Here is a 19,788-nt window from a genome sequence, read left to right as displayed (position 1 = left end):
CCAAAAACCACTGGTTTTTAAGAGTTTTTCTACAGCCTGAACGTTTGCGACAAGGGCTGGACGCCTCGGATTTCGAGCCGCAGGTGGAAGACCTGAGTTCGCATGACGCTCACCGCAAGCTGGCCGATGTCCTGGCCGATCAGCTCTCCGACTTGCTCGCATCGTGGCCGGCAGGTGACAACACCGACCACCTGCGGCAACAGGCCCGGCTGATCAACGAGCTTCTGGTTCACGCCCGGGATCGGCTATCGCAATCCAGGCAGGTCGACCCCGCTGACCTTTTGGAAGAACCCCCAAGGCGATTGGTTGCCCTCTCGGAACCGGGCCTCCAACCGGACATTCCCAAAATCGGTCTGTCACAACCCTGGCTCTTTACCGCCGGCAAGGACTCCCCGGCCCTGCTGCACGAACTGACGGCCGAACTGGCCAGCTGCAATCAGGTGGATATCCTGGTCAGCTTTATCACTGTTTCCGGCGTGCGCAAGATCATCGACGTGCTGCGCCGTATTACCGCGAGCGATGCCCTGGGTAACCATCAGGCCCGGATTCGTGTTCTCACTACCACCTACGTGGGTGCCACGGAACAGAAAGCGCTGGATACCCTGGCCGAGCTACCCAACTGTGAAGTCCGCGTCTCCCTGGATGGCCGCCGTACCCGGTTGCACGCCAAGGCCTGGCTGTTCGGCCGCGATTCCGGCTTTGGATCGGCCTATGTGGGCAGCGCCAACTTGTCCGGGGCCGCACTCATGGGGGGCCTGGAATGGACCGTCAAGTTTACCCAAAGCAGCCAGGCGGCCCTGTTCAATCGCGCAAGGGCACACTTCGAGTCCCTCTGGGAAGACGACGAGTTCCAGACCTACGATCCGGAGAATGCCAACCACCAGCAGGTCCTCCGGCAGGCGCTCGCCCGCGAGTCCGGAAAACCGGGCCCTATTGCCAACCCGACCTTTTTTGAGCTCCACCCCAAGCCGTTCCAGCAAGACATCCTCGAACAACTGGAAACCGAGCGGCTCCACCACCGGACCCGCAATCTGCTGGTTGCAGCCACCGGTACCGGCAAGACCGTCATGGCGGCTTTTGATTACCGGTCGCTTGCGAGGGCTGAAGGCGGTCGGCCGAGGTTGCTCTTCGTCGCGCATCGCATCGAGATACTGCAACAGGCCCTGGCTACCTACCGCCAGGTGCTGCGAGATCCGGGCTTCGGTGAACTGCTGTCCGGGTACCATACGCCCGATGGTTATCAGCATCTTTTTGCCACCATCCAGAGCCTGCACAGCCAGAACCTGGTCAACAAACTGGGGCACGGCTACTGGCGCGTGGTCGTCATTGACGAATGTCATCATATCGAAGCCCGGCAGTTCGAGCGCCTTGTTGCCGATATCAGGCCCACCGTTCTTCTCGGACTGACCGCCACGCCGGAGCGCAAGGATGGTCGGGACATCCTGCGTCATTTTAACAATCGTCCCGATGGTACGCCGGCTGTCCAGCTGCGCCTATGGCATGCGCTGGACCTCCAGCTGTTGGCACCATTTGAGTACTATGCCTGCGACGATAGCCAGGATTATCGCAGTGTCGACTGGTCGAAACCGGCCATGGAACAACAGCAGTTGGATAATCTGTTGACGGGCAATCATGCGCGCGCGGCCACCGTCATTAACAACTGGGAGCAGCTGGTGGGCGACGTCCATGAATGCCGTGCGCTCGCCTTCTGCGTCACCGTTGCCCATGCCGCGTTCATGACCGAGCAATTCAATCGGGCGAGTATCCCGGCCATGATGGTAACCGGTCAGACCGACGCGGAATCCCGTGAGAGCGCTCGACGTCGACTCGAAGCGCGCGATGTCAATGTGATCGTCACCGTCGATCTATACAACGAAGGCGTCGACCTGCCGTTTGTCGATACGCTCTTGCTACTGAGGCCCACGCAAAGTCCCACGGTCTTTCAGCAGCAAATCGGCCGGGGCCTGCGGTTGTTCGAAGGCAAGGAAAACTGCCTGATTCTGGATTTTGTGGGCCTGTTTCAGGAAAGTTTCCGTTTCGATGTGCTCTACCGGTCGATTACCGGCCTGTCTCGTCGAGAAATTCTCGATGGGGTCGAAAAGGGGTTCGGCAAGTTGCCATCCGGCTGCCACATTCAGTTACAGAAACAGACGCGCGAACAGGTGTTGAAAAGCCTGAAGACCGCTGTCAATCAAAACTGGCGACGCCTGAAAACAGAGCTGCGCACCTACACAGCATTGCACGGCACGGCTGAGTTAACCCTGGGCCATTTTATCCACGACCAGCAACTGGAACTGGCCGACATCTACACCCAGGGGACCGGCCAGAACCGCGGTTGGGTAAATCTGCAGCGGGCAACGGGCCTGCTGGAGCAGAGCCCGCCGGCGGAAGAAGAGAGCTATTTCAGCCGCCGCTTCAGCAGCCTGCTACACATCGACGACCTCGACCAACTGCAATTGCTGGAGAGTGTCGCCGAACGACCGCAAAGTTATAAAGTAGAGTCCAGGCAAGAGCGCCTTCGCCTGCAAATGCTGGCCTACCAAATCGACAGCCATGACCGCCAGACCGGGACCGTCGAGGCCTTTCTGCAACGCCTAGCGGCCGCACCAAACTGCTGCCGTGAGCTGGGCGAGCTTGCCAACTGCCTGGAAGCCAGCGCCCATACGCACTACCAGCCCTTGCCGGATTTCGAGGATACGCCCCTGAAGCTGCACAGCCGCTACAGCCGTCGCGAGATCCTGACGGCGGTCGGCTTTTTGACAGCAGCCCAGCGCAAAAGCTCACGGGAGGGCATGGTGCGCCTGTTTGACCGAAACACCGAGCTGATGTTTGTTACGCTCGACAAATCATCCGCCCGGCATGAAGGGGTGGCTTACGAAGACTATGCCATCAGTCCGGAGCTGTTCCACTGGCAAAGCCAGAACAGCGCCGGACCGGAGACAACTGCCGGGCGACGCTATATCGAAATGGGGGACGGACCGGACAAGCCATGGACCTTCCAGCTTTTCATACAGGAAACCAAGAACCATGCCTTCCGCGCCTGCGGCCCGGTTACCTTCGTCAGCTACCGGGGGGAGAAGCCCATGAGTATCACCTGGAAGCTGGTAAACCCGCTGCCCCCGAGGCTCTATGACGCCTTCAGTGTTTTGAGGGGGGAGTAATGTCATTCGGGGCTGCCTTTCGGGGCGGGGCAAGATCATGACGTCCGTTTATTTAGGCGATTATTGTGTCAATGCTTTGCTCTGGCTCCAATGTTCTCCCGGGCTACTGCGCGTTTGCGCATTTCTTCTCTTTCTGAATGAGGGAGCGCTTTTCTGTCTTTATTTATCATGCGATATATTGTACATCAATAAAAAAGTTATGCCGGGTGTGTTTTTGCCAGATTAGTAACCGGTGCAATAAAATGGACGCCCATCAAATGAACTGCATCTGACGACAAAGCCAGCGTAACGGGCCGGTTTGGGGTGCTAGCGGAAAATCGCTCCCGTTTAGGCGCTCGTCAGGCGATGTAGACTAGAATTCTAGTCCTAAGGCTATTGTCAGGCTTTGTCTCCATACCGACGCATAATTGAATCAGCCAAGTGAGTTCCCGCGCCGACCAATCTGGCTAGCACCCGAATCTGTTCCTTGCAATGTGAATCAGTGGAAGGCTCAGGATAGTTCATAGTGTGATCAATCTCTCCCCACACCTCTTCTAAAAGCGTCCTTATCTGTACTTCGCATGTAGCGTGACTTCTCGAATTTGGCCTCAAAACATAATGGATGCTCGTGTAATAACTCTCTTTTAGTTCACGCTTCAAGCCTAAGGATTCAAAATACTCGCCCGACTCAGGGTCCCAGGTATAAGCCTTGGGATCCTCGTATAAAGTGAACTCTTCGTCGTTGATTTTTTCCATGATTGCACGATGAATATATTCAAATTCTGAAATATGAAGATGAAGAACTCGTATTCCTGCTATGTCGGTTACTCGAGTAAAAACATTTTCACTATTGATTAGCCCCTTTCGCTCTTCTTCTGGTCGACTTTCGTCTTCGTTATTCTTGCGTTCTATTTTGTCAAGAAAATGATTGACATCTTTGATGCGATGGCGGACCGAATGAACATATTTAGACAAGCTTCGACTCTCAAAAAAGTTTTTGACATGTTTCTGGAATAATTCAAAACCCTCAATATTTTTTTTCATAGAGCTCAAGAATTTCTTTGTGCTTTGATAGCAGATCCTCCGTAGACATTAATCTTCCACCCCTTTGACACGATTCATAATCTCGTCTGCAAAAGCATGGTATGCACCCTGCTTTGCAGTATACATTCCACGATTCCCTGAGATCGTACTTCTGTCTTCAGGTTCGAGATTGGTCAGATCGGGAACATTCCACATTGGCGTTCGATACTTCTGGGCCATAGATGGCAATGTGTTATGCGAATGCATGACAGATGTTCCGCCTATAGGTCTTGATATGACCCCTTCTGCAAGGTGGGCATAGCACTCTTTAGGTATCTTATCTTCGATAACCTTTGGCAACCTGCTAGCGTATGCATAATGTGCAGTAGCTAAGTCATACTCATTTTGTCCCGTGTATCGGCGTGCATTATAAATTGTATATCCCAGTAGCTTTACAAAGTGGTCTGGAAATGCACTACGCTTTTTGTCAGATAAAAGACTGTACATTACATTAAACTGTGACCTCCATGTTTCTAATGCGAGGCCTATATTAGTGAGCCCAAAAGTGGAAAACATATCTGGCATACAAGGTACAAAGAAACCCGTGGACGTGGAAATAATAACGCGATTCATCATCCCTAAGCTTGGTGATGTATCAATTATTGCGACGTCATAACCATGTTTTTCACCAACATCCAAGCACAGGCGCCTGATTCCCGTTAAAAGCCGCAAGGCTTGTGGATCACCCATGAAGGCATCACTCCATGATTTAGCAAGCTTGTCTTCAAAAGTGTGAAGGCTTAGGCGACCAGGTATCAAGCCAAGGTTTGGTGCCGCGTTGTATACTTCACTAAGTTCGAAGGATTCGAAAACACCATCCTCAATTGGCTTTAAATGGCAATGCACCGATCTAGATTTCGAGAGAAATTCTGAAAAGCTACCTTGACTGTCATCCAGTGCAGCCTGAAAGTCCTCGATAAAAGGCTCTTCTTCTGTCCACAATTCTTCTAGCTCTTCCGAGGACATGCACTGCAAGGTAAGATTCGACTGAGGATCTAAATCTACCATTAGGGTTTTTACGCCCTTTTCAGCTAAAGCATGTGCTAAATGGAAACTAAGCGTCGATTTACCAACCCCGCCTTTATTATTAAACACTGATATTATCTTCAAAAGATACTCCCATGATTTTTATTTGGATTAATCTTAGTACTGCTATAATTATTTCGATAAATCTTCGGGACTAACGTTGTCAGCTGCAGTGGTTGGAGCGTTTTTAGAGCGAAGCGCGTTGTTTAAAGCGCCCGTCAGCCTAGCCTTGTTATAGGTAAAAGGGGCAAATCGTAACAGACCAGCATGCCGGTCCTGCTATTGATAACAAGCTGATAGCAAAGCTAATCCTCACCCTTGGAAACTTAACCAGAAGACCGGTTAACCCGGGCCGATGCGGTTCCGGGTATATCGCAGCTATCTGTTCAACAACCCCTTCACCGCCTGCGGCAAATCCGCCGGTAAAATCACATTCTTCGCATTGTCCGACTGCGAAAGCTCCGATAGTGCCGTAATATAACGCTCCCCCAAAAGATACATCACCGGCATCTCCTGTTCACCAATAGCGGCCGAAACTCGCTCGATAGCCTCACGGCTGGCATCTGCCAGCACCACCTGCGCCTTGGCATCGCGCTTGGAGGCCTCCAGGCGGCCGTCGGCTTCCAGAATCGCCGCCTGCTTCTCCCCTTCGGCGCGGGTCACGGTCGCGCGGCGCTGGCGTTCGGCCGCGGCCTGCTCTTCCATCGCCGTCTGCATGGTTTCGGACGGGTTGATATCCTGGATTTCGACGGTCTTCAGGTTGATGCCCCAGTCGGCGATATCGTCGGAGATACCCTCTTTCAGTTTTGCCTTGATCAGGTCACGGGAGGACAGTGCCGAGTCCAGTGACATCTCACCGACGATGGAGCGCAGGGCGGTCTGGATCAGGTTCTGGATGGCGATTTCGTAGCTCTCAACACCGTAGACGGCCTTCTCCGGCGAGACGATATTGATATAGGCCACGGCGTTGGCAATGATGGCGGCGTTGTCCTGGGTGATGACTTCCTGTGAGGGGATATCCAGTACTATGTCCTTGGTGGTTACCTTGTAGGGAACCTTGTCGACGTAGGGGATGATTACGTTCATGCCCGGTGTCAGCGTTTTGTGGTATTTACCCAGGCGCTGGACGATATGTTTGGAACCCTGGGGTACGATGCGTACGCCCATGGCGATGGTGACGACGATCAGTACTACCAGGGCCAGAATGACCGATAAACCTTCCACTGCTGTTTCCTTTTTCTAGTCTTATGCTCGATTGAATCGAGTTTTTTGGAGTTATGAGTAAGTGCCGTTAGTCACTGCGGGGTTGGCCGGAGTCCAGGGGCTTTGGGGGCTTTCTGGATTCCGGCGTTCGCCGGAATGACGATTGTTTGGGGCTCCTTGCTTCTTATAGGCGGGTGACTATCAAGGTATTGCCGGAGATATCGGTTACCTGCACCCGGTCGCCGATGGCGACTTCCTCGTTGCAGATAAACTGCCACTCCTCTTCGCCGAGTATCGGCGCGGGGAATTTGAGTCGGCCGCGCTTGCGGCCAGCGTTGGATTCCAGTGCGAGTCCCACCTGGCCGGTCAGGGCCTCGGCGGCCATGCCGGAGGTGGTGCGATCTTTCCATTGGGGGCGGATCAGCTTGTACCAGCCGATCACCAGTGCGATGGAGCTGCCGGCCCACAGCAGTAGCTGCAGTGCGATCGGCATGTCCACGACGATCAGCACGGCACCCATCAGCAGTGCGGCGATACCAAACCAGAAGAGAACGAATCCGGAAACGAAGATTTCTGCCGTCACCAGCAGCAGGCCGAGGACCAGCCAGTGCCAGTAGGCGATATGTGTGTTCAGCCATTCCAACATCTTGGCCATTTCTCCTTTTCTGAGCGCCATTGGGCGCCGATAATGCTGAAGCTATCACATTTTTCGGCGAATTTGAGGGGTCGGGAGGTCGGATCTGGCTGGTGAAGGAAGGTATCAGTCGTCGAAAGCGAATTTCTTGTCCACAAACAGCTTGCGGCTGAGCTTTTCTAGCTTCCGGCGCAATTCGCCGAGCCGCGCCTCAATGGCATCCAGCAGCGGAATCAGCTCACCTTCGAATGACTCCCCCTCAAGCACCAGCCGCCTGCGCAACAACTGCAGATCCCGCCAGTCCCCGAGCGCACTGGCCAGCTTCTTCAAAGGCTTGCGTCGGCCGCCCAGCGCCTCTGCATATTTATCTTCCAGCAGCCGCGTGTGATACCAGTGGTCCTTCACCCGCTTGCGGTATTCGTGAAATTGCTCCGGCGTCTCCTCTTCAAACGCCTTCTTCATGGCCTTGCGGGCCCGCTTGTAGCTGCGCCGGTAGCCCTTGCGGGCGTTGCGCCAGCGCAGGTGGTCCAGCGGCCAGTGGTCGATACGGGCGGCGCCCTGGTGCAGCAGTTCGGCGGCGGTCCGCAAGGCCGGTTCTTCGGTGCGCTGGATGCGGGATTCGAGGAAGCTCTGGATCTGGGGGAATTTGTCGTCGGGAGACAGCTTCTCCAGCGCATCGCGCAGGGAGACGGCGTCTCGGCTGGTAGACAGGGTGTTGGCGAGGGTGCGGTAGTGGGCGTTCTCGTAGCGGTAGAGGTCGCCGAGTTCGCCGCGCACCAGGCGCAGCAAGGCGCGCAGTTTCTTGCAGTGTTTGCGCGTTGCGTGCACGGCCTCTTCTTCCGGCAGCGCGGTCAGGTCTTCGGCGGCATCCGCCAGCTGTTGCCGGGCCGCCGTGCGCAGGGCGCGTCCGAGTGGGGTGTCGCTGTCCAGCCGATAGGCCATGGTGCTCTCGCCTCCGTTGTGCCTGTCTGCCTCCCTCTGAAGTTTAGTGAGCGGGCGGTGCCGCGGCGTGCCGGTCAATGTACAATGCTGCCCCTGAATTCAATAGAAAGCGGCTCAGCAGGCACACCATGAAGGATCGCAAGACCACCCACTTCGGCTATCAGGAAGTCCCAGTGGATGAGAAGGCCGGCCGCGTGGCGGATGTCTTCCACTCGGTGGCGGCGCGCTACGATGTGATGAACGACCTGATGTCCGGCGGCGTTCACCGCCTCTGGAAGCGGTTCACCATCGAGCTTTCCGGCGCCCGCCCGGGGCAGTCGATCCTGGATATTGCCGGCGGCACCGGCGATCTGACGGCGCGCTTTTCGCGCATCGTGGGGCCGGAGGGCCAGGTGGTGCTGGCGGATATCAACGAGTCGATGCTGAAAGTGGGCCGCGACCGGCTGCTGGACCGGGGCATCGCCGGCAATGTGGCGCCGGTGCAGGCGGATGCCCAGTACCTGCCCTTCCCGGACGAGACCTTTGATTGCATCACCATCGCCTTCGGCCTGCGCAATGTCACCGACAAGGACCTGGCGCTGCGCTCGATGCTGCGGGTGCTGAAGCCCGGCGGCCGCCTGCTGGTGCTGGAGTTTTCCAAGCCGGAGTCGAAGCTGCTGGAGAAGGTGTACGACCAGTACTCTTTCCGCCTGCTGCCGTTTATGGGCAAGCTGGTGGCGGACGACGCCGACAGCTACCGCTACCTGGCGGAGAGTATCCGTATGCATCCGGACCAGGAGACGCTGAAACAGATGATGACCGACGCCGGTTTTGTGGATTGCGAGTTCCACAATATGACCGGCGGTATCGTCGCACTGCACAAGGGCATCAAGCCCTGAGACAGGGCGGAACCGGAACGCCGGAGAGCTGAGGGCGGTTCCGGGAGCCGGAGCGGGGTATGTCTTTCCGGGACACGCCGTGAATCCATCCCTGGAGGCTTGTCTGCGAGGTCCCTCTCGCAGACAGTCCCGGAAAGACATACCCCGCTCCGGCTTGTGCCAGCATTAGGCACTTGTGACTCCGAAACTGAGTTAAGGACATAACTTTGGACCCGACCTTTCGCGCCGGCTTCGACGCCGCGCTGGAAACCGCGATCAACACCGCCCTGCAATACGACCCGGGCACCCGCGCGCGCCTGCAGAAGCTGGACGGCAAGGCCCTGGGCCTGGACCTGACGGCACCGAGCCTGCAGTTCTGCCTCTGTATCGAGGGTGACCAGGTGCGGGTGCGCCACCACTGGGAGGGTGAGGTCACCACCCGGCTGCGCGGTTCCGCCATCGCCTTTCTGCGCCTGATACGTGACGCTGACGCCACGCCGGCCGGGCTGGGCGTGACCATCTCCGGTTCCAGCGCGCTGCTGGCGGAGCTGCAGGCCATCATGCGCGATCTGGAGATCGACTGGGAGGAGCCACTGGCGAAGATCGTCGGCGATGTGCCGGCCCACGCCGTGGGCGAGACGCTGCGCTCGGCGGTCAGCTGGCTGCGCGGCAACCTGGAGCGGGCGCCGTCGGCGGCCGCGGAGGCGGTCAGCGAGGAGTGGCAGCTTACGCCGCCGAAGGCGCAGTTCGAGGCCTTCAGCGACGATCTGCAGGATCTGGTGCTGGCCACCGATCGCCTGGAGGCGCGGGTGCGGATTCTGCGCGAGCGATTCTCGCGTATGGAGGGCGAATAACCTTGCCCGTCGCACGCAGTTTTACCATCGCGCGGGTCTTCCTGCGCTACCGCCTCGACAGCCTGGTGCCCGCCGGGCGCCGCCCGCTGTGGCTGCGCGGTTTGATGTTGCCCCTGAAGATACTGCCGCAGCCGAAGGCGGGCCGCGGCGAGCGGCTGCGCCGCGCGCTGGAGGAACTGGGGCCAATCTTTGTGAAGTTCGGCCAGTTGCTGTCGACGCGCCCGGACCTGCTGCCGCCGGACATGGTCGAGGAACTGGATCGCCTGCAGGACAATGTGCCGCCCTTCCCCAGCGATGACTGTATCGCGCTGATCGAGGACGCGCTGGCCGCGCCGGTGGACGAGCTGTTCGCCGGGTTCGATCGCGAGCCGCTGGCCTCCGCCTCGGTGGCCCAGGTGCATACGGCGCGCCTGCACACTGGCGAGTCGGTGGTGGTGAAGGTGCTGCGCCCGGGTATCGATAAGGTCATCGAGCAGGATCTGCGCCTGCTGCAGGTGCTGGCCCGCTGGGTGGCGCGCCTGGTGCCGGACGGCCCGCGCCTGCGCCCGGTGGAGGTGGTGGAAGACTACCGCCACACCATCGAGGGCGAGCTGGACCTGGTGCGCGAGGGCGCCAACGCCAGCCAGCTGAGGCGCAACTTCGCCAACTCGCCGCTGCTGTATATCCCCGAGGTCTACTGGGACTTCACCCGCGAGAATGTGCTGGTGCTGGAGCGTATCGACGGCATCCCGGTCACGGACCTGGCGCAGCTCCGGGCCCAGGACACCGATATGAAACGGCTGGCCGAGCGGGGTGTGGAGATCTTCTTCAAGCAGGTATTCCAGCACAATTTTTTCCACGCCGACATGCACCCGGGCAATATCTTCGTCTCCCGCAGACACCCGCAGCGGCCGCAGTATATCGCCGTGGACACCGCCATCGTCGGCAGCCTGTCGCGGGAGGATCAGTACTACCTGGCCCGCAACCTGCTGGCGATGTTCCGCCGCGACTACCGCATGGTGGCGGAGTTGCATGTACAGAGCGGCTGGGTGCGCGCGGACACGCCGGTGAACACCTTCGAGGCGGCGATCCGCGCCGTGTGCGAGCCGATCTTCGAGAAACCGCTGGGGGAGATCTCCTTCGCGCGGGTGCTGATCAGCTTGTTCCAGACGGCTCGAAGGTTCGATATGGCGGTGCAGCCGCAACTGGTGCTGCTGCAGAAAACGTTGTTGAATATCGAGGGGCTGGGGCGGCAACTTTATCCACAACTGGATCTGTGGAAAACTGCCCATCCATTCCTGGAGGGATGGATGCGGGACCGCATCCACCCGAAGACGATTTTCGGTGAGATACAGCGCTATGGGCCCGAGTGGCTGGAGAAGTTTCCGCACCTGCCGCAGCTGGTGTATTCCTCGCTGGAGCAGTCGCGGGAGCTGGGTCCGCAACTGGAGCATATCGGCGAGCAACTGGCCGTCAGCCACCGCCGCGGCCGCCGCCAGTACCTGCGCCGCGCCGCCGGTGTCGCCCTGGTAGCGGGCACCGCCGCTGTGGCCGCCCCCGGCTGGCTGGCACAGTTGCCGCCCATCGGCTGGATCATGGGCATCGCCGCCCTGGCCCTGCTGCTGTGGCCGTAGGTCCCGGGACCGCGGAGCTCCAGCTCCGCATTGCCGGGCCGCAGGCCCGCTATTGGGCGGCACCCCAACCTACACTAGAGAGTCAGCAAGTCTTAAGGAGACACATTGACCCAAGCAGATTCCGACACCGCCCTGCTCGACGAAGTCGCCTGGAACAGCGACGGCCTGGTACCCGCCATCGCCCAGGACGCCAAGACCGGGCGCATACTGATGATGGCGTGGATGAACCGCGAGTCACTGGCGCTGACCATCGATGAAAAACGTGCCGTATACTGGTCGCGTTCCCGCGGTAAACTCTGGCGCAAGGGCGAGTCCTCCGGCCATGTGCAGCAGGTGCGGGAGATGCGCCTGGACTGCGACGGCGATACGGTACTGCTGCTGGTGGAGCAACTGGGCGGTATCGCCTGCCATACCGGCCGCACCAGCTGCTTCTACCGCGTGCTGGACGGCGGCGAATGGCGTACCAATCAGCCCGTGATCAAGGACCCGGAAACCATCTATGAGTGATCTGCTGCAGCAACTGGACGCGGTGCTGGAAAGCCGCAAACAAGACGCGGATGCCGAAGGCTCTCGTGCCGCTGAAGGCTCCTACGTGGCCAGCCTGCACCGCAAGGGCCTGAACAAGATCCTGGAAAAAGTCGGCGAGGAGGCCACCGAGGTGATCCTCGCCGCCAAGGATGTCGAGAGCGGCGGCGACCGGCAGGCAATGATCGCCGAGACCGCCGACCTCTGGTTCCATTCCCTGGTGATGCTTTCCCACCTGGGAGCGGACTCACAGGAGGTGCTGAACGAGCTGGGTCGCCGCTTCGGCCTCTCCGGCCTGGAAGAGAAAGCCTCTCGGACGCAAGATTAATGTAGGAGCCTGCTCGCAGGCGAAACCAATCTGGAGAAAACCATGGGATTCGGCGGAATTAGTATCTGGCAGTTGCTGATTGTTCTGGTCATCGTGTTGCTGCTGTTCGGCACCAAGCGCCTGAAAAATCTCGGCGGCGACCTGGGCGGCGCCATCAAGGGCTTCAAAAAGGCGATGAAGGACGAAGACAAAAACAAGGACAAGGACGAAGAAGAAGAGGAGGAGGAAAAGGACCCGGAGGGCCTGAAGCACGACGAGCCGGAGAAACCGCAGCAGGACCCGGCGAAGGAAAAGGACAAGGAACCCCGGGATAAATAACGCCAGGACAATCAACCAGAGTTACGCCCGTGTTTGATATCGGTTTCTTTGAGCTTCTGTTGGTCGGCATCGTCGGCCTGCTGGTCGTCGGGCCCGAGCGGCTGCCCGACGCCATACGCACCACGGCGCGCTGGTGGTCCGGTATCAAGCGCACCCTGAACAGTGCGCGCGACGAGCTGGAGCGGGAGGTCGGCGCCGACGACATTCGCCGCGAACTGCACAACGAGCGCATCATGCGCGAGCTGGAAGAGAGCCGCCGGGAAATGGAGCAGGCCTTCACCGACCCCGAATCGGAACCGGCCAGTGCCGCGCCGGCGGCGAAATCCCGCGATCCCAGGCACCCGTCGGACGACGCGGACGACTACCTGCCGGAGCAGGATGAAAACGCCGAGGACCTGGTGGATCCCGAGTATCCCGAACACTGGCACGACTACGGCGACCCGGAACTGGAAAAGAGCCACCCGGAGTACGCCAGGCACGCGACCGCCGAGGGAGGACCTTCGGTCGATGAAAATCCCCCGGCCGGGGACGCCTCCCCGGCCGATAGAGAGCCATCGCAGGAAAACAGCAAGCAGCCATGAGTGATCGCTCCGAACAGGCACAGGCCGAAGACAGCCAGCAGCCGTTTATCGATCACCTGGTCGAGCTGCGCGACCGCCTGCTGAAAACCCTGCTGGTGGTGGTGGCCATCTTTGCCTGCATGGTGCCCTTTGCCGCGGATATCTACGACTTCGTGGCCGAGCCGCTGCAGGCGCGATTGGTGGAAGGTGCCGGCATGATTGCCACCGAGGTCGCCTCCACCTTCCTGACCCCCTTCAAGACCACCTTCGTGCTCGCCTTCTTTATCGCCATTCCGGTGGTGCTCTACCAGGCCTGGGCCTTTATCGCCCCCGGCCTGTACAAGAACGAAAAGCGGTTGATGGCGCCGATTCTGGTCAGCAGCATACTGCTCTTCTACGCCGGCATGGCCTTCGCCTATTTCGTGGTCTTCCCGATCATATTCGAATTCTTTATCAGCTCGGCCCACGCCGATATCAAGGTGATGCCGGATATCCGCAGCTACCTGGATCTGGTCTTGAAGCTGTTTTTTGCCTTCGGCTTCGCCTTCGAGATTCCCATCGCCACACTGCTGCTGATCTGGAGCGGCGCCGTCGACGCCAAAACCCTGGCCAGCAAGCGCCCCTACGTGATCGTCGGCTGCTTCCTGTTCGGCATGCTGCTGACGCCGCCGGACGTGATTTCCCAGTCGCTGCTGGCACTGCCCATGTGGCTGCTGTTCGAGGTTGGGATCTTTTTCGGGCGCTGGATCAAATCCAGGGGCGGGGAAGAGCGCGTCTGAGAGAGGCGCCGGTTTACTCGCTCACACAGTCTTTCAGCAGCGTCTTCTCGCTTTCCCCGCCGATATCCTGCAGCGACAGTATTCCGCTGTCGCCCTTGGTGTGCCAGCGGTAGCCCGGCTGGCCCCTGTCGGCGACGTAGAGGGCGCCCGAGGCCGCCGGCTCCTGGTGCATGGGCACCAGCTTGCCGTCGTAGCTCAGGGTTGCCATCGACGGCCCGTCTTCGGGGGTCGCGTACTTGACCTCGAGCTGCTCGCCGTTTTCGCAGCGGTAGCTGTGTGTCTCGAAAGCGATATCCGACCCGTCGGCCTTGTGACTGCAGGCGGTCACAAGGCCGGCGCAGAGAATGCCGGCCAGCGCGAAACGAACCATAATCCCGTCCTGTATGCGTGAACCGTGGAGTTTCTTTGAGCTCCCCGGGCCGGAAAAATTCCACCGTGCCGCTCAGAATATAGCGGCTATGATGGAGAACACCGCAGCCGCCAGCGCCAGCAGGAACAGCTCCCGCTCGGCCCGCCACTGGGGCAGCAGGAGCAGCAGCGCCAGCGGCGGCAGAAAGAAGGCGGTGAAACCGAGCAACGTGTGCTGGCGGAAGCATACTGCCAGCAGGCGTACCCAGGCCACCGCCGCGAACACCAGCGCGAACACGGTGAGAACCGCGGCGACAGGGGCCATACCGGTACCCGTGGCGGCCTGTCCCATGACCTGCTCCATGAAAAGTCCCTTGGCGAAATGAATGATCTATTGACGAAAGTGTATAGCAGTGAGCGGCGGGCAATGGTGGTTCGCGGTGCGGGCATCCTGGTGCTGGGCGCGGCATTGGCACTGTTGTCGGCCTGTGAAACGGCGGGATATTACACCCAGGCGGTTAGCGGCCAGTTGCGGATTCTCGCCGCCCGCGAGCCCATCGACCGGGTCGCGGCGGCGCCAGCGAGCACGGACGGGCTGCGGGACCAGTTGCAGCTGGTGCAGTCGATCCGCGCCTATGCCGGCGGCGAGCTGCAGATGCCGGTGGGAGATGCCTACGGCACCTACGTCAAGCTCGACGGCAAATACCCGATCTGGAATGTGCTGGCGGCGCCGGAGTTCGAACTTGAGCCGAAGCGCTGGTGCTACCCGCTGATCGGCTGCGCCAGCTACCGGGGCTATTTCAGCAAGGCCGCGGCGCAATCCAAGGGAGAGGAACTGCTGGCGGAGGGCTACGATATCTACCTGGGGCCGGTGCCCGCCTACAGCACCCTGGGCTGGTTCGACGACCCGGTACTGTCGAGCTTCGTCAACTGGTCGCCGGAGCGGCTGGCCGGCCTGCTGTTCCACGAGTTGGCACACCGGCGCGTGTATATCTCCGGCGACACCCGCTTCAACGAGAGCTTCGCCACCGCCGTCTCGCAACTGGCGCTGCCGGCCTGGCGCCGCCGCTACGGCTACGACGGCGCCGCGGCGGACCGCGCCGCCCAGGCGCTGGCGATCAATCGGCTGATGCTGGCAACCCGCGAACAACTCGAGGCCATCTACGAAGCCGAACTGCCGGACAGCACCAAGCGCGCGCGCAAGGCGGCGACCCTGCAAAGGCTGCGCAGCTGCTACCGCCAGATGGCGGCCGACTGGCCCAACCCCGAGCGCTATAGCCACTATATCGACAAGACCAACAACGCCACCCTGGCGCTGGTGGCGGAATACCAATCGCAGGTGCCGGCCTTCAAACAGCTGTTCCGGGACAGCGGCGAAAGCTGGCCGGCCTTTTACGAAGCCACCGAGCGGCTGGGTGAACTGGACGAGGAAAAGCGCAAGGCGCGGCTGAAACAGCTTTCGGCGCGCTACCGGGAGGCCGACACTCAGGTTGCCAATGCTCAGGTCCCCGGCCCGTCGTTTAGCAGCGACACCTGCATGTCGGTGGGCATGTGATCCAGCCTTTTTTGCGAAGCTGTATTTTTTTATTCGCGGGAGATATTAGTCGTCTCAAAATTGTTTTGACCAAAGTCCCCCCTCCGGGCCGTCATCCCGGTACCGGATCAAGTCCGGCATGACAAAACGATCCGGGATCCAGCGGAGGTGCCCCGTCGGCCTGGATTCCGGAACAAGTCCGGAATGACGATCGCATGGAGCGAATACAGGACTCGCCCGCTGTTAAAGGAACCTGGACAACTGTTAATACAATTATGAGACCCTTAATAAGTCGAGTGGGTGCTAGCTCGACAAAGCTGGCGCTGTCGAAGGTGTGCACCACCTTGTCCAGGTGTTTATACCAAAGAGTCAGGAGTTCCGTATTGGGAAGGTTGCCGGTGGAAATCAGCGCGGCAATTGCGCGTCGATCAGAAATTTCATGCCGCCAGGTCTTCCTGGCGGCTGACTCTGGAAAGTCTGGCGGCATAAGCCAGCGCAGCGCGAATATCGTCTGTTTCCAGATCCGGGTAGTCTTCCAGGATCTCTTCCGTCGACATGCCGGCACTGAGCCATTCCAGAATATTGGCGACCGGATACCGCATGCCCCTTATTACCGGCTTGCCGTGGCAGATGTCGGGATCGATAGTGATACGTGAGAGGAGTTCAGCCATGGTGCATCTCCAGCAGTTCAGTTCTGCAGTACAAAAGTTGAGCGCTCAGGTCTCCAGCAAAAAGGTCACCGGCCCGTCGTTCAGCAGCGACACCTGCATGTCGGCGGCGAACACGCCGCTGGCCACCGGCGAGAACTGATCCCGCGCCTGTGCGACGAAGTAGTCATACAGTTGTTCTGCCTGTTGCGGCGTGGCGCCGCGGCTGAAGCTGGGCCGCAGACCGCGGGCCGTCTCCGCCACCAGCGTGAACTGGCTCACCACCAGCAGGCCGCCGCCGGCCTGCTGCACATTCAGGTTCATGCGCCCCCGGTCGTCGCCGAAGATGCGGTAGTTGAGCACCTTGTGCAGCAACTTGTCCGCGCTGTCGCGGTCGTCGCCGTCCTCCACGCCGAGCAGCAGCAGGATACCGCCATCGATGGCGCCAACCGACTCGCCGTTCACATCCACCCGCGCGTGGCTTACCCGCTGGATCAGACCCTTCATCTCAATACCGCCTGTTGTGGAACTGTCAAAAGAAATGCCATAGATTAGCCGAGACGCCAGACTCGGAAAAGCCGCCCTCTACCGCATGCGGGAGAGGGCGGCCGGATCGAAGCCCCGAATCTGGAAACCGATAAAACAGATAAGAAACAACCCCGATGCACGCATTCATAACCGGCGGCACCGGCTTTCTCGGTGCCAACCTGATAGAACAACTGATCGCCGACGGCTGGCGCGTCACCGCCATGCACCGCCCCGGATCGGCTGTCGCCCGCCTGCGCGAACTGGGCGCCGAGCCGGTCGAGGCCTCGCTGGGGGATATCGAATCCCTGCGCCGGGTTCTGCCGGAAAAGGTGGAGGCGGTGTTTCACGTTGCCGGCAATACCAGTATGTGGCGCGGCGGCGATGCCCGGCAGTGGCGGGACAATGTGGAGGGCTCGGCCAATATCGCGCGGGTGGCGCGGGAGAGGAAGGCCGGGCGCCTGATCGTTACCAGCTCCATTTCCGCCTACGGCTATCGGCACGCGAGTATCGACGAGTCGAGCCCGCAGCTGGCGGACGACCCGCGCTATGGCTACCTCTACACCAAGAAGCGCGCGGAACTGTCGGTGCGCGCGGAAATCGAGCGCGGCCTGGATGCGGTTTTCCTGAACCCCTGCGCCATCGTGGGCAAATACGATACCGCCAGCTGGGCGCAGACCTTTTTCCTGATCGACAAAAACCGGCTACCGGGTGTGCCGCCGGGCCGGGGCTCTTTCTGCCACGCCGGCGCCGTGGCGCGGGCGCATATCGATGCCTGGCACCGCGGCCGCTGCGGGGAGAACTATATTCTCGCCGGTATCGACGCGAGCTTTCTCGATTTTTTCGGCAGGATTGCCGCCATGCTGGGCAAGCCGGTGCCGCAGCGGACCACTCCCGCCTTTGTAATCCATACCGTCGGCTGGCTGTCGGACCTGTGGTCGCGTTTCAGCGGCCGCGAACCGAAAATCACCCCGCAGAAAGCCGCACTGATCAGTCGCCGCGTGGTCGCGAGCAGTGCCAAAGCCGAGCGTGAACTCGGCTATCGCAGCGATGTCGATCTGGATACCATGTTGCGCGAATGCCGCGACTGGCTGGTGGAACAGGGTTTACTTACGATCGATCGCAAAGAGGTCAATACATGAATCGCAGCAATATTATTTTTATCCTGATGGCGACCTTGCTGGTCTTGCAACTGGTCCAGCACTATTTCCTCACCGGCGGCTAGTGGGCTCCATCGCTAGGCATTGATGAGTATACTGGGCTTTGCCCATCATCCTGCAGGGAATCCATTCTCGTGAAAGAAAAACGCTGCAACTGGTGCCTGTCCACCCCGCTCTACCAAAAATACCACGATCGGGAGTGGGGTCGCCCGACCACCGACGACCCTACCCTGTTTGAGTTCCTGCTGCTCGAAGGCGCCCAGGCCGGCCTCTCATGGATCACGGTACTGAACAAGCGCGAACATTACCGCAAGGTATTCGACGGCTTCGACGCGGAGAAAATCGCCCGCTATACGCCGAAGAAAATCGAGCGGCTGCTGGGAGACCCGGGTATTATCCGCAATCGCCTGAAGGTGAACTCGGCAGTAAAAAATGCCCGCGCCTACCTCGCCCTGCGCGACGGAGGCACCAGTCTGTCGGGGCTCCTCTGGCAGTTCACCGACGGTCGCGTCATCGACAACCGGCGCCGCAACCTGGAGTCGGTACCGGCGACCACAACAGAGTCGGATGCGATGAGCAGGGCCCTGAAAAAGGCCGGCTTCAACTTCGTCGGCTCCACTATCATGTACGCGTTCATGCAGGCCTCCGGCATGGTCAACGACCACCTGGTCCGCTGCCCGGCGTACCGGGAGTGTATCGACGCGGCAAAGGCAAAAAACTTGCTGTAAAGCGCTGAACCCATTGCCGCATTGCCTTATGCTGCGGCGAACAGCCAACTGAGGAGGTGTACATCGCATGGATTTCAATGCACTGATCGAAGAGTACTGGCCGCTGTTGATCGCCGGCCTGCTGAAACTGGGCGCCGCGATACTGGTTCTGATCGCGACGGCCCTGGCCGCCAAACTGACCCGGCGCGGTGTGCACCGCCTGTCCACCAAGCTGGACGAGACACTGATTCCGGTGCTGAGTAATATCGCCGTCTGGGCCGTGTATGCCGTGGGCGGCTTGGTCATCCTGGATATGTTCGGCGTCAACACCACCAGCCTGATTGCACTGCTCGGCGCCGCCGGCCTGGCGATCGGCCTGGCGCTGAAGGACACACTGGCGAATATCGCCGCCGGCTTTATCCTGCTGGGGCTGCGCCCCTTTCGCGTCGGCGAAACCATCCAGTTTGGCGACACCCTCGGCACCGTGCGGCAGGTGGGGCTCTTCATCACGGAGCTGGACACCGTCGACGGCCTGCGCGTCTCCGCGCCCAACGGTGCCATCTGGGGCGAGACCCTGATCAATTTCAGCCGCAACAACACCCGCCGTATCGAGATCGTCGCCAGCATCGCCTACGGCGACAATATCGAAACGGGGATGAACGTACTGCGCCAACTGGTGGCCGCCGAGGAGCGCATTCTCGAGGATCCGGAGCCCGCCTACGCCGTGCGCGCGCTGGCGGACAGCTCGGTCAATCTGCACCTGCGGGCCTGGACCACCACCGCGGATTACTGGGATGTCTACTGGGACCTGATGGAAAAGCTCAAGCCGGCGCTGGAAGCCGAGGGGCTGAATATCCCCTTTCCGCAGCGGGAGCTGCATATCATCGAACAGGCCGCAGAGCGGCCCCGCGAGCAGCCGGTACACGAATAACCAGCCCGGGGTTGATCCCGCCATCCTGTCGGCTCGGCGCAAGCGCGCCGGGTCCGCCTTCCTCCCAATCGACT

22 protein-coding genes are annotated in these 19,788 nt (G+C 59.9%); 13 read left to right on the top strand and 9 right to left on the bottom strand.

What is annotated here, in order from left to right:
* Positions 1-83 precede the first annotated feature (83 nt).
* Positions 84-3,161 carry a DUF3427 domain-containing protein gene (locus tag OQE62_RS14325; protein WP_265722731.1) on the top strand — a complete coding sequence of 1,026 codons (3,078 nt, stop codon included), beginning with the start codon at positions 84-86 and terminating at the stop codon, positions 3,159-3,161.
* Between the two features lie 378 nt (positions 3,162-3,539).
* On the opposite strand, the gene OQE62_RS14320 is transcribed toward OQE62_RS14325, so the two are convergent.
* The 5 genes from OQE62_RS14320 to OQE62_RS14300 all read right to left on the bottom strand — a co-directional run bounded on the left by OQE62_RS14320 (position 3,540) and on the right by OQE62_RS14300 (position 8,028).
* A complete protein-coding gene (locus OQE62_RS14320; RefSeq protein WP_265722730.1) occupies positions 3,540-4,184 on the bottom strand; it encodes a RelA/SpoT domain-containing protein in 645 nt (214 codons plus the stop codon).
* Positions 4,185-4,232: 48 nt separating this feature from the next.
* Positions 4,233-5,333 (bottom strand): ParA family protein, encoded by a 1,101-nt coding sequence (locus OQE62_RS14315; RefSeq protein WP_265722729.1) that lies wholly within the window; start codon positions 5,331-5,333, stop codon positions 4,233-4,235.
* Between the two features lie 294 nt (positions 5,334-5,627).
* Positions 5,628-6,473, bottom strand: a complete 846-nt coding sequence (locus OQE62_RS14310; RefSeq protein WP_265722728.1) for an SPFH domain-containing protein — start codon at positions 6,471-6,473, stop codon at positions 5,628-5,630.
* 163 nt (positions 6,474-6,636) lie between these two features.
* The gene (locus OQE62_RS14305) at positions 6,637-7,107 is read right to left on the bottom strand and encodes an NfeD family protein (protein WP_265722727.1); all 471 of its coding nucleotides are present in this window, start codon (positions 7,105-7,107) and stop codon (positions 6,637-6,639) included.
* Between the two features lie 105 nt (positions 7,108-7,212).
* Complete coding sequence (locus tag OQE62_RS14300) at positions 7,213-8,028, bottom strand: CHAD domain-containing protein (protein ID WP_265722726.1); 816 nt, start codon at positions 8,026-8,028, stop codon at positions 7,213-7,215.
* A 128-nt stretch (positions 8,029-8,156) separates the two neighbouring features.
* On the opposite strand from OQE62_RS14300, the gene ubiE reads away from it, so the two are divergent.
* The 8 genes from ubiE to tatC all read left to right on the top strand — a co-directional run bounded on the left by ubiE (position 8,157) and on the right by tatC (position 13,862).
* Complete coding sequence (gene ubiE / locus OQE62_RS14295; protein ID WP_265722725.1) at positions 8,157-8,906, top strand: bifunctional demethylmenaquinone methyltransferase/2-methoxy-6-polyprenyl-1,4-benzoquinol methylase UbiE; 750 nt, start codon at positions 8,157-8,159, stop codon at positions 8,904-8,906.
* 206 nt (positions 8,907-9,112) lie between these two features.
* Positions 9,113-9,739, top strand: coding sequence for a ubiquinone biosynthesis accessory factor UbiJ (locus OQE62_RS14290; RefSeq protein WP_265722724.1), 627 nt, complete (start codon positions 9,113-9,115; stop codon positions 9,737-9,739).
* Positions 9,740-9,741: 2 nt separating this feature from the next.
* Positions 9,742-11,352, top strand: a complete 1,611-nt coding sequence (gene ubiB / locus OQE62_RS14285) for a ubiquinone biosynthesis regulatory protein kinase UbiB (RefSeq protein WP_265722723.1) — start codon at positions 9,742-9,744, stop codon at positions 11,350-11,352.
* Between the two features lie 105 nt (positions 11,353-11,457).
* Positions 11,458-11,859 carry a phosphoribosyl-AMP cyclohydrolase gene (hisI, locus tag OQE62_RS14280; RefSeq protein ID WP_265722722.1) on the top strand — a complete coding sequence of 134 codons (402 nt, stop codon included), beginning with the start codon at positions 11,458-11,460 and terminating at the stop codon, positions 11,857-11,859.
* Entirely contained in the window at positions 11,852-12,205 is a 354-nt protein-coding gene (locus OQE62_RS14275) for a phosphoribosyl-ATP diphosphatase (protein WP_265722721.1), read from the top strand. Before hisI ends, OQE62_RS14275 begins: the two co-directional genes overlap by 8 nt.
* A 42-nt stretch (positions 12,206-12,247) precedes the next feature.
* Positions 12,248-12,523, top strand: a complete 276-nt coding sequence (gene tatA, locus OQE62_RS14270; protein WP_265722720.1) for a Sec-independent protein translocase subunit TatA — start codon at positions 12,248-12,250, stop codon at positions 12,521-12,523.
* A gap of 29 nt (positions 12,524-12,552) precedes the next feature.
* Positions 12,553-13,104 carry a Sec-independent protein translocase protein TatB gene (gene tatB / locus OQE62_RS14265; RefSeq protein ID WP_265722719.1) on the top strand — a complete coding sequence of 184 codons (552 nt, stop codon included), beginning with the start codon at positions 12,553-12,555 and terminating at the stop codon, positions 13,102-13,104.
* The gene (gene tatC, locus OQE62_RS14260) at positions 13,101-13,862 is read left to right on the top strand and encodes a twin-arginine translocase subunit TatC (RefSeq protein WP_265722718.1); all 762 of its coding nucleotides are present in this window, start codon (positions 13,101-13,103) and stop codon (positions 13,860-13,862) included. The genes tatB and tatC overlap by 4 nt, the downstream gene beginning before the upstream one ends.
* 13 nt (positions 13,863-13,875) lie before the next feature.
* Here tatC and OQE62_RS14255 read toward each other — a convergent pair whose 3' ends face one another.
* Both OQE62_RS14255 and OQE62_RS14250 read right to left on the bottom strand, forming a co-directional pair.
* Complete coding sequence (locus OQE62_RS14255; protein ID WP_265722717.1) at positions 13,876-14,232, bottom strand: MliC family protein; 357 nt, start codon at positions 14,230-14,232, stop codon at positions 13,876-13,878.
* Positions 14,233-14,304: 72 nt separating this feature from the next.
* Positions 14,305-14,574, bottom strand: a complete 270-nt coding sequence (locus OQE62_RS14250) for a hypothetical protein (RefSeq protein WP_265722716.1) — start codon at positions 14,572-14,574, stop codon at positions 14,305-14,307.
* Between the two features lie 39 nt (positions 14,575-14,613).
* On the opposite strand from OQE62_RS14250, the gene OQE62_RS14245 reads away from it, so the two are divergent.
* The gene (locus OQE62_RS14245) at positions 14,614-15,765 is read left to right on the top strand and encodes an aminopeptidase (RefSeq protein WP_265722732.1); all 1,152 of its coding nucleotides are present in this window, start codon (positions 14,614-14,616) and stop codon (positions 15,763-15,765) included.
* 416 nt (positions 15,766-16,181) lie between these two features.
* Here OQE62_RS14245 and OQE62_RS14240 read toward each other — a convergent pair whose 3' ends face one another.
* Both OQE62_RS14240 and dtd read right to left on the bottom strand, forming a co-directional pair.
* Positions 16,182-16,415: a DUF433 domain-containing protein gene (locus OQE62_RS14240; protein ID WP_265722715.1), complete on the bottom strand. Its 234-nt coding sequence runs from the start codon at positions 16,413-16,415 to the stop codon at positions 16,182-16,184.
* A 45-nt stretch (positions 16,416-16,460) separates the two neighbouring features.
* A complete protein-coding gene (gene dtd / locus OQE62_RS14235; protein ID WP_265722714.1) occupies positions 16,461-16,898 on the bottom strand; it encodes a D-aminoacyl-tRNA deacylase in 438 nt (145 codons plus the stop codon).
* 155 nt (positions 16,899-17,053) lie between these two features.
* On the opposite strand from dtd, the gene OQE62_RS14230 reads away from it, so the two are divergent.
* The 3 genes from OQE62_RS14230 (at position 17,054) to OQE62_RS14220 (ending at position 19,714) form a co-directional block, all read left to right on the top strand.
* Positions 17,054-18,058 carry an NAD-dependent epimerase/dehydratase family protein gene (locus OQE62_RS14230; protein ID WP_265722713.1) on the top strand — a complete coding sequence of 335 codons (1,005 nt, stop codon included), beginning with the start codon at positions 17,054-17,056 and terminating at the stop codon, positions 18,056-18,058.
* Between the two features lie 152 nt (positions 18,059-18,210).
* Complete coding sequence (locus OQE62_RS14225) at positions 18,211-18,804, top strand: DNA-3-methyladenine glycosylase I (protein WP_265722712.1); 594 nt, start codon at positions 18,211-18,213, stop codon at positions 18,802-18,804.
* 67 nt (positions 18,805-18,871) lie between these two features.
* Positions 18,872-19,714 carry a mechanosensitive ion channel family protein gene (locus tag OQE62_RS14220; protein WP_265722711.1) on the top strand — a complete coding sequence of 281 codons (843 nt, stop codon included), beginning with the start codon at positions 18,872-18,874 and terminating at the stop codon, positions 19,712-19,714.
* The last annotated feature ends 74 nt before the right edge of the window (positions 19,715-19,788 follow it).

The organism is Microbulbifer halophilus (genome assembly GCF_026183675.1).
GTDB classification, from domain to species: Bacteria; Pseudomonadota; Gammaproteobacteria; order Pseudomonadales; family Cellvibrionaceae; genus Microbulbifer; species Microbulbifer halophilus.
Note: the sequence above shows the minus strand (reverse complement) of the source record. Positions and strands in the feature narration are given on the sequence as shown.

Excerpts from the sequence above, each read along its gene's own strand:
- OQE62_RS14320 (WP_265722730.1), bottom strand. The coding sequence starts at position 4,184 with ATGAAAAAAAATATTGAGGGTTTTGAATTATTCCAGAAACATGTCAAA.
- OQE62_RS14305 (WP_265722727.1), bottom strand. The coding sequence starts at position 7,107 with ATGGCCAAGATGTTGGAATGGCTGAACACACATATCGCCTACTGGCAC.
- OQE62_RS14300 (WP_265722726.1), bottom strand. The coding sequence starts at position 8,028 with ATGGCCTATCGGCTGGACAGCGACACCCCACTCGGACGCGCCCTGCGC.
- ubiE (WP_265722725.1), top strand. The coding sequence starts at position 8,157 with ATGAAGGATCGCAAGACCACCCACTTCGGCTATCAGGAAGTCCCAGTG.
- OQE62_RS14275 (WP_265722721.1), top strand. The coding sequence starts at position 11,852 with ATGAGTGATCTGCTGCAGCAACTGGACGCGGTGCTGGAAAGCCGCAAA.
- tatA (WP_265722720.1), top strand. The coding sequence starts at position 12,248 with ATGGGATTCGGCGGAATTAGTATCTGGCAGTTGCTGATTGTTCTGGTC.
- tatC (WP_265722718.1), top strand. The coding sequence starts at position 13,101 with ATGAGTGATCGCTCCGAACAGGCACAGGCCGAAGACAGCCAGCAGCCG.
- OQE62_RS14255 (WP_265722717.1), bottom strand. The coding sequence starts at position 14,232 with ATGGTTCGTTTCGCGCTGGCCGGCATTCTCTGCGCCGGCCTTGTGACC.
- OQE62_RS14250 (WP_265722716.1), bottom strand. The coding sequence starts at position 14,574 with ATGGAGCAGGTCATGGGACAGGCCGCCACGGGTACCGGTATGGCCCCT.
- OQE62_RS14240 (WP_265722715.1), bottom strand. The coding sequence starts at position 16,415 with ATGGCTGAACTCCTCTCACGTATCACTATCGATCCCGACATCTGCCAC.
- dtd (WP_265722714.1), bottom strand. The coding sequence starts at position 16,898 with ATGAAGGGTCTGATCCAGCGGGTAAGCCACGCGCGGGTGGATGTGAAC.
- OQE62_RS14230 (WP_265722713.1), top strand. The coding sequence starts at position 17,054 with ATGCACGCATTCATAACCGGCGGCACCGGCTTTCTCGGTGCCAACCTG.
- OQE62_RS14220 (WP_265722711.1), top strand. The coding sequence starts at position 18,872 with ATGGATTTCAATGCACTGATCGAAGAGTACTGGCCGCTGTTGATCGCC.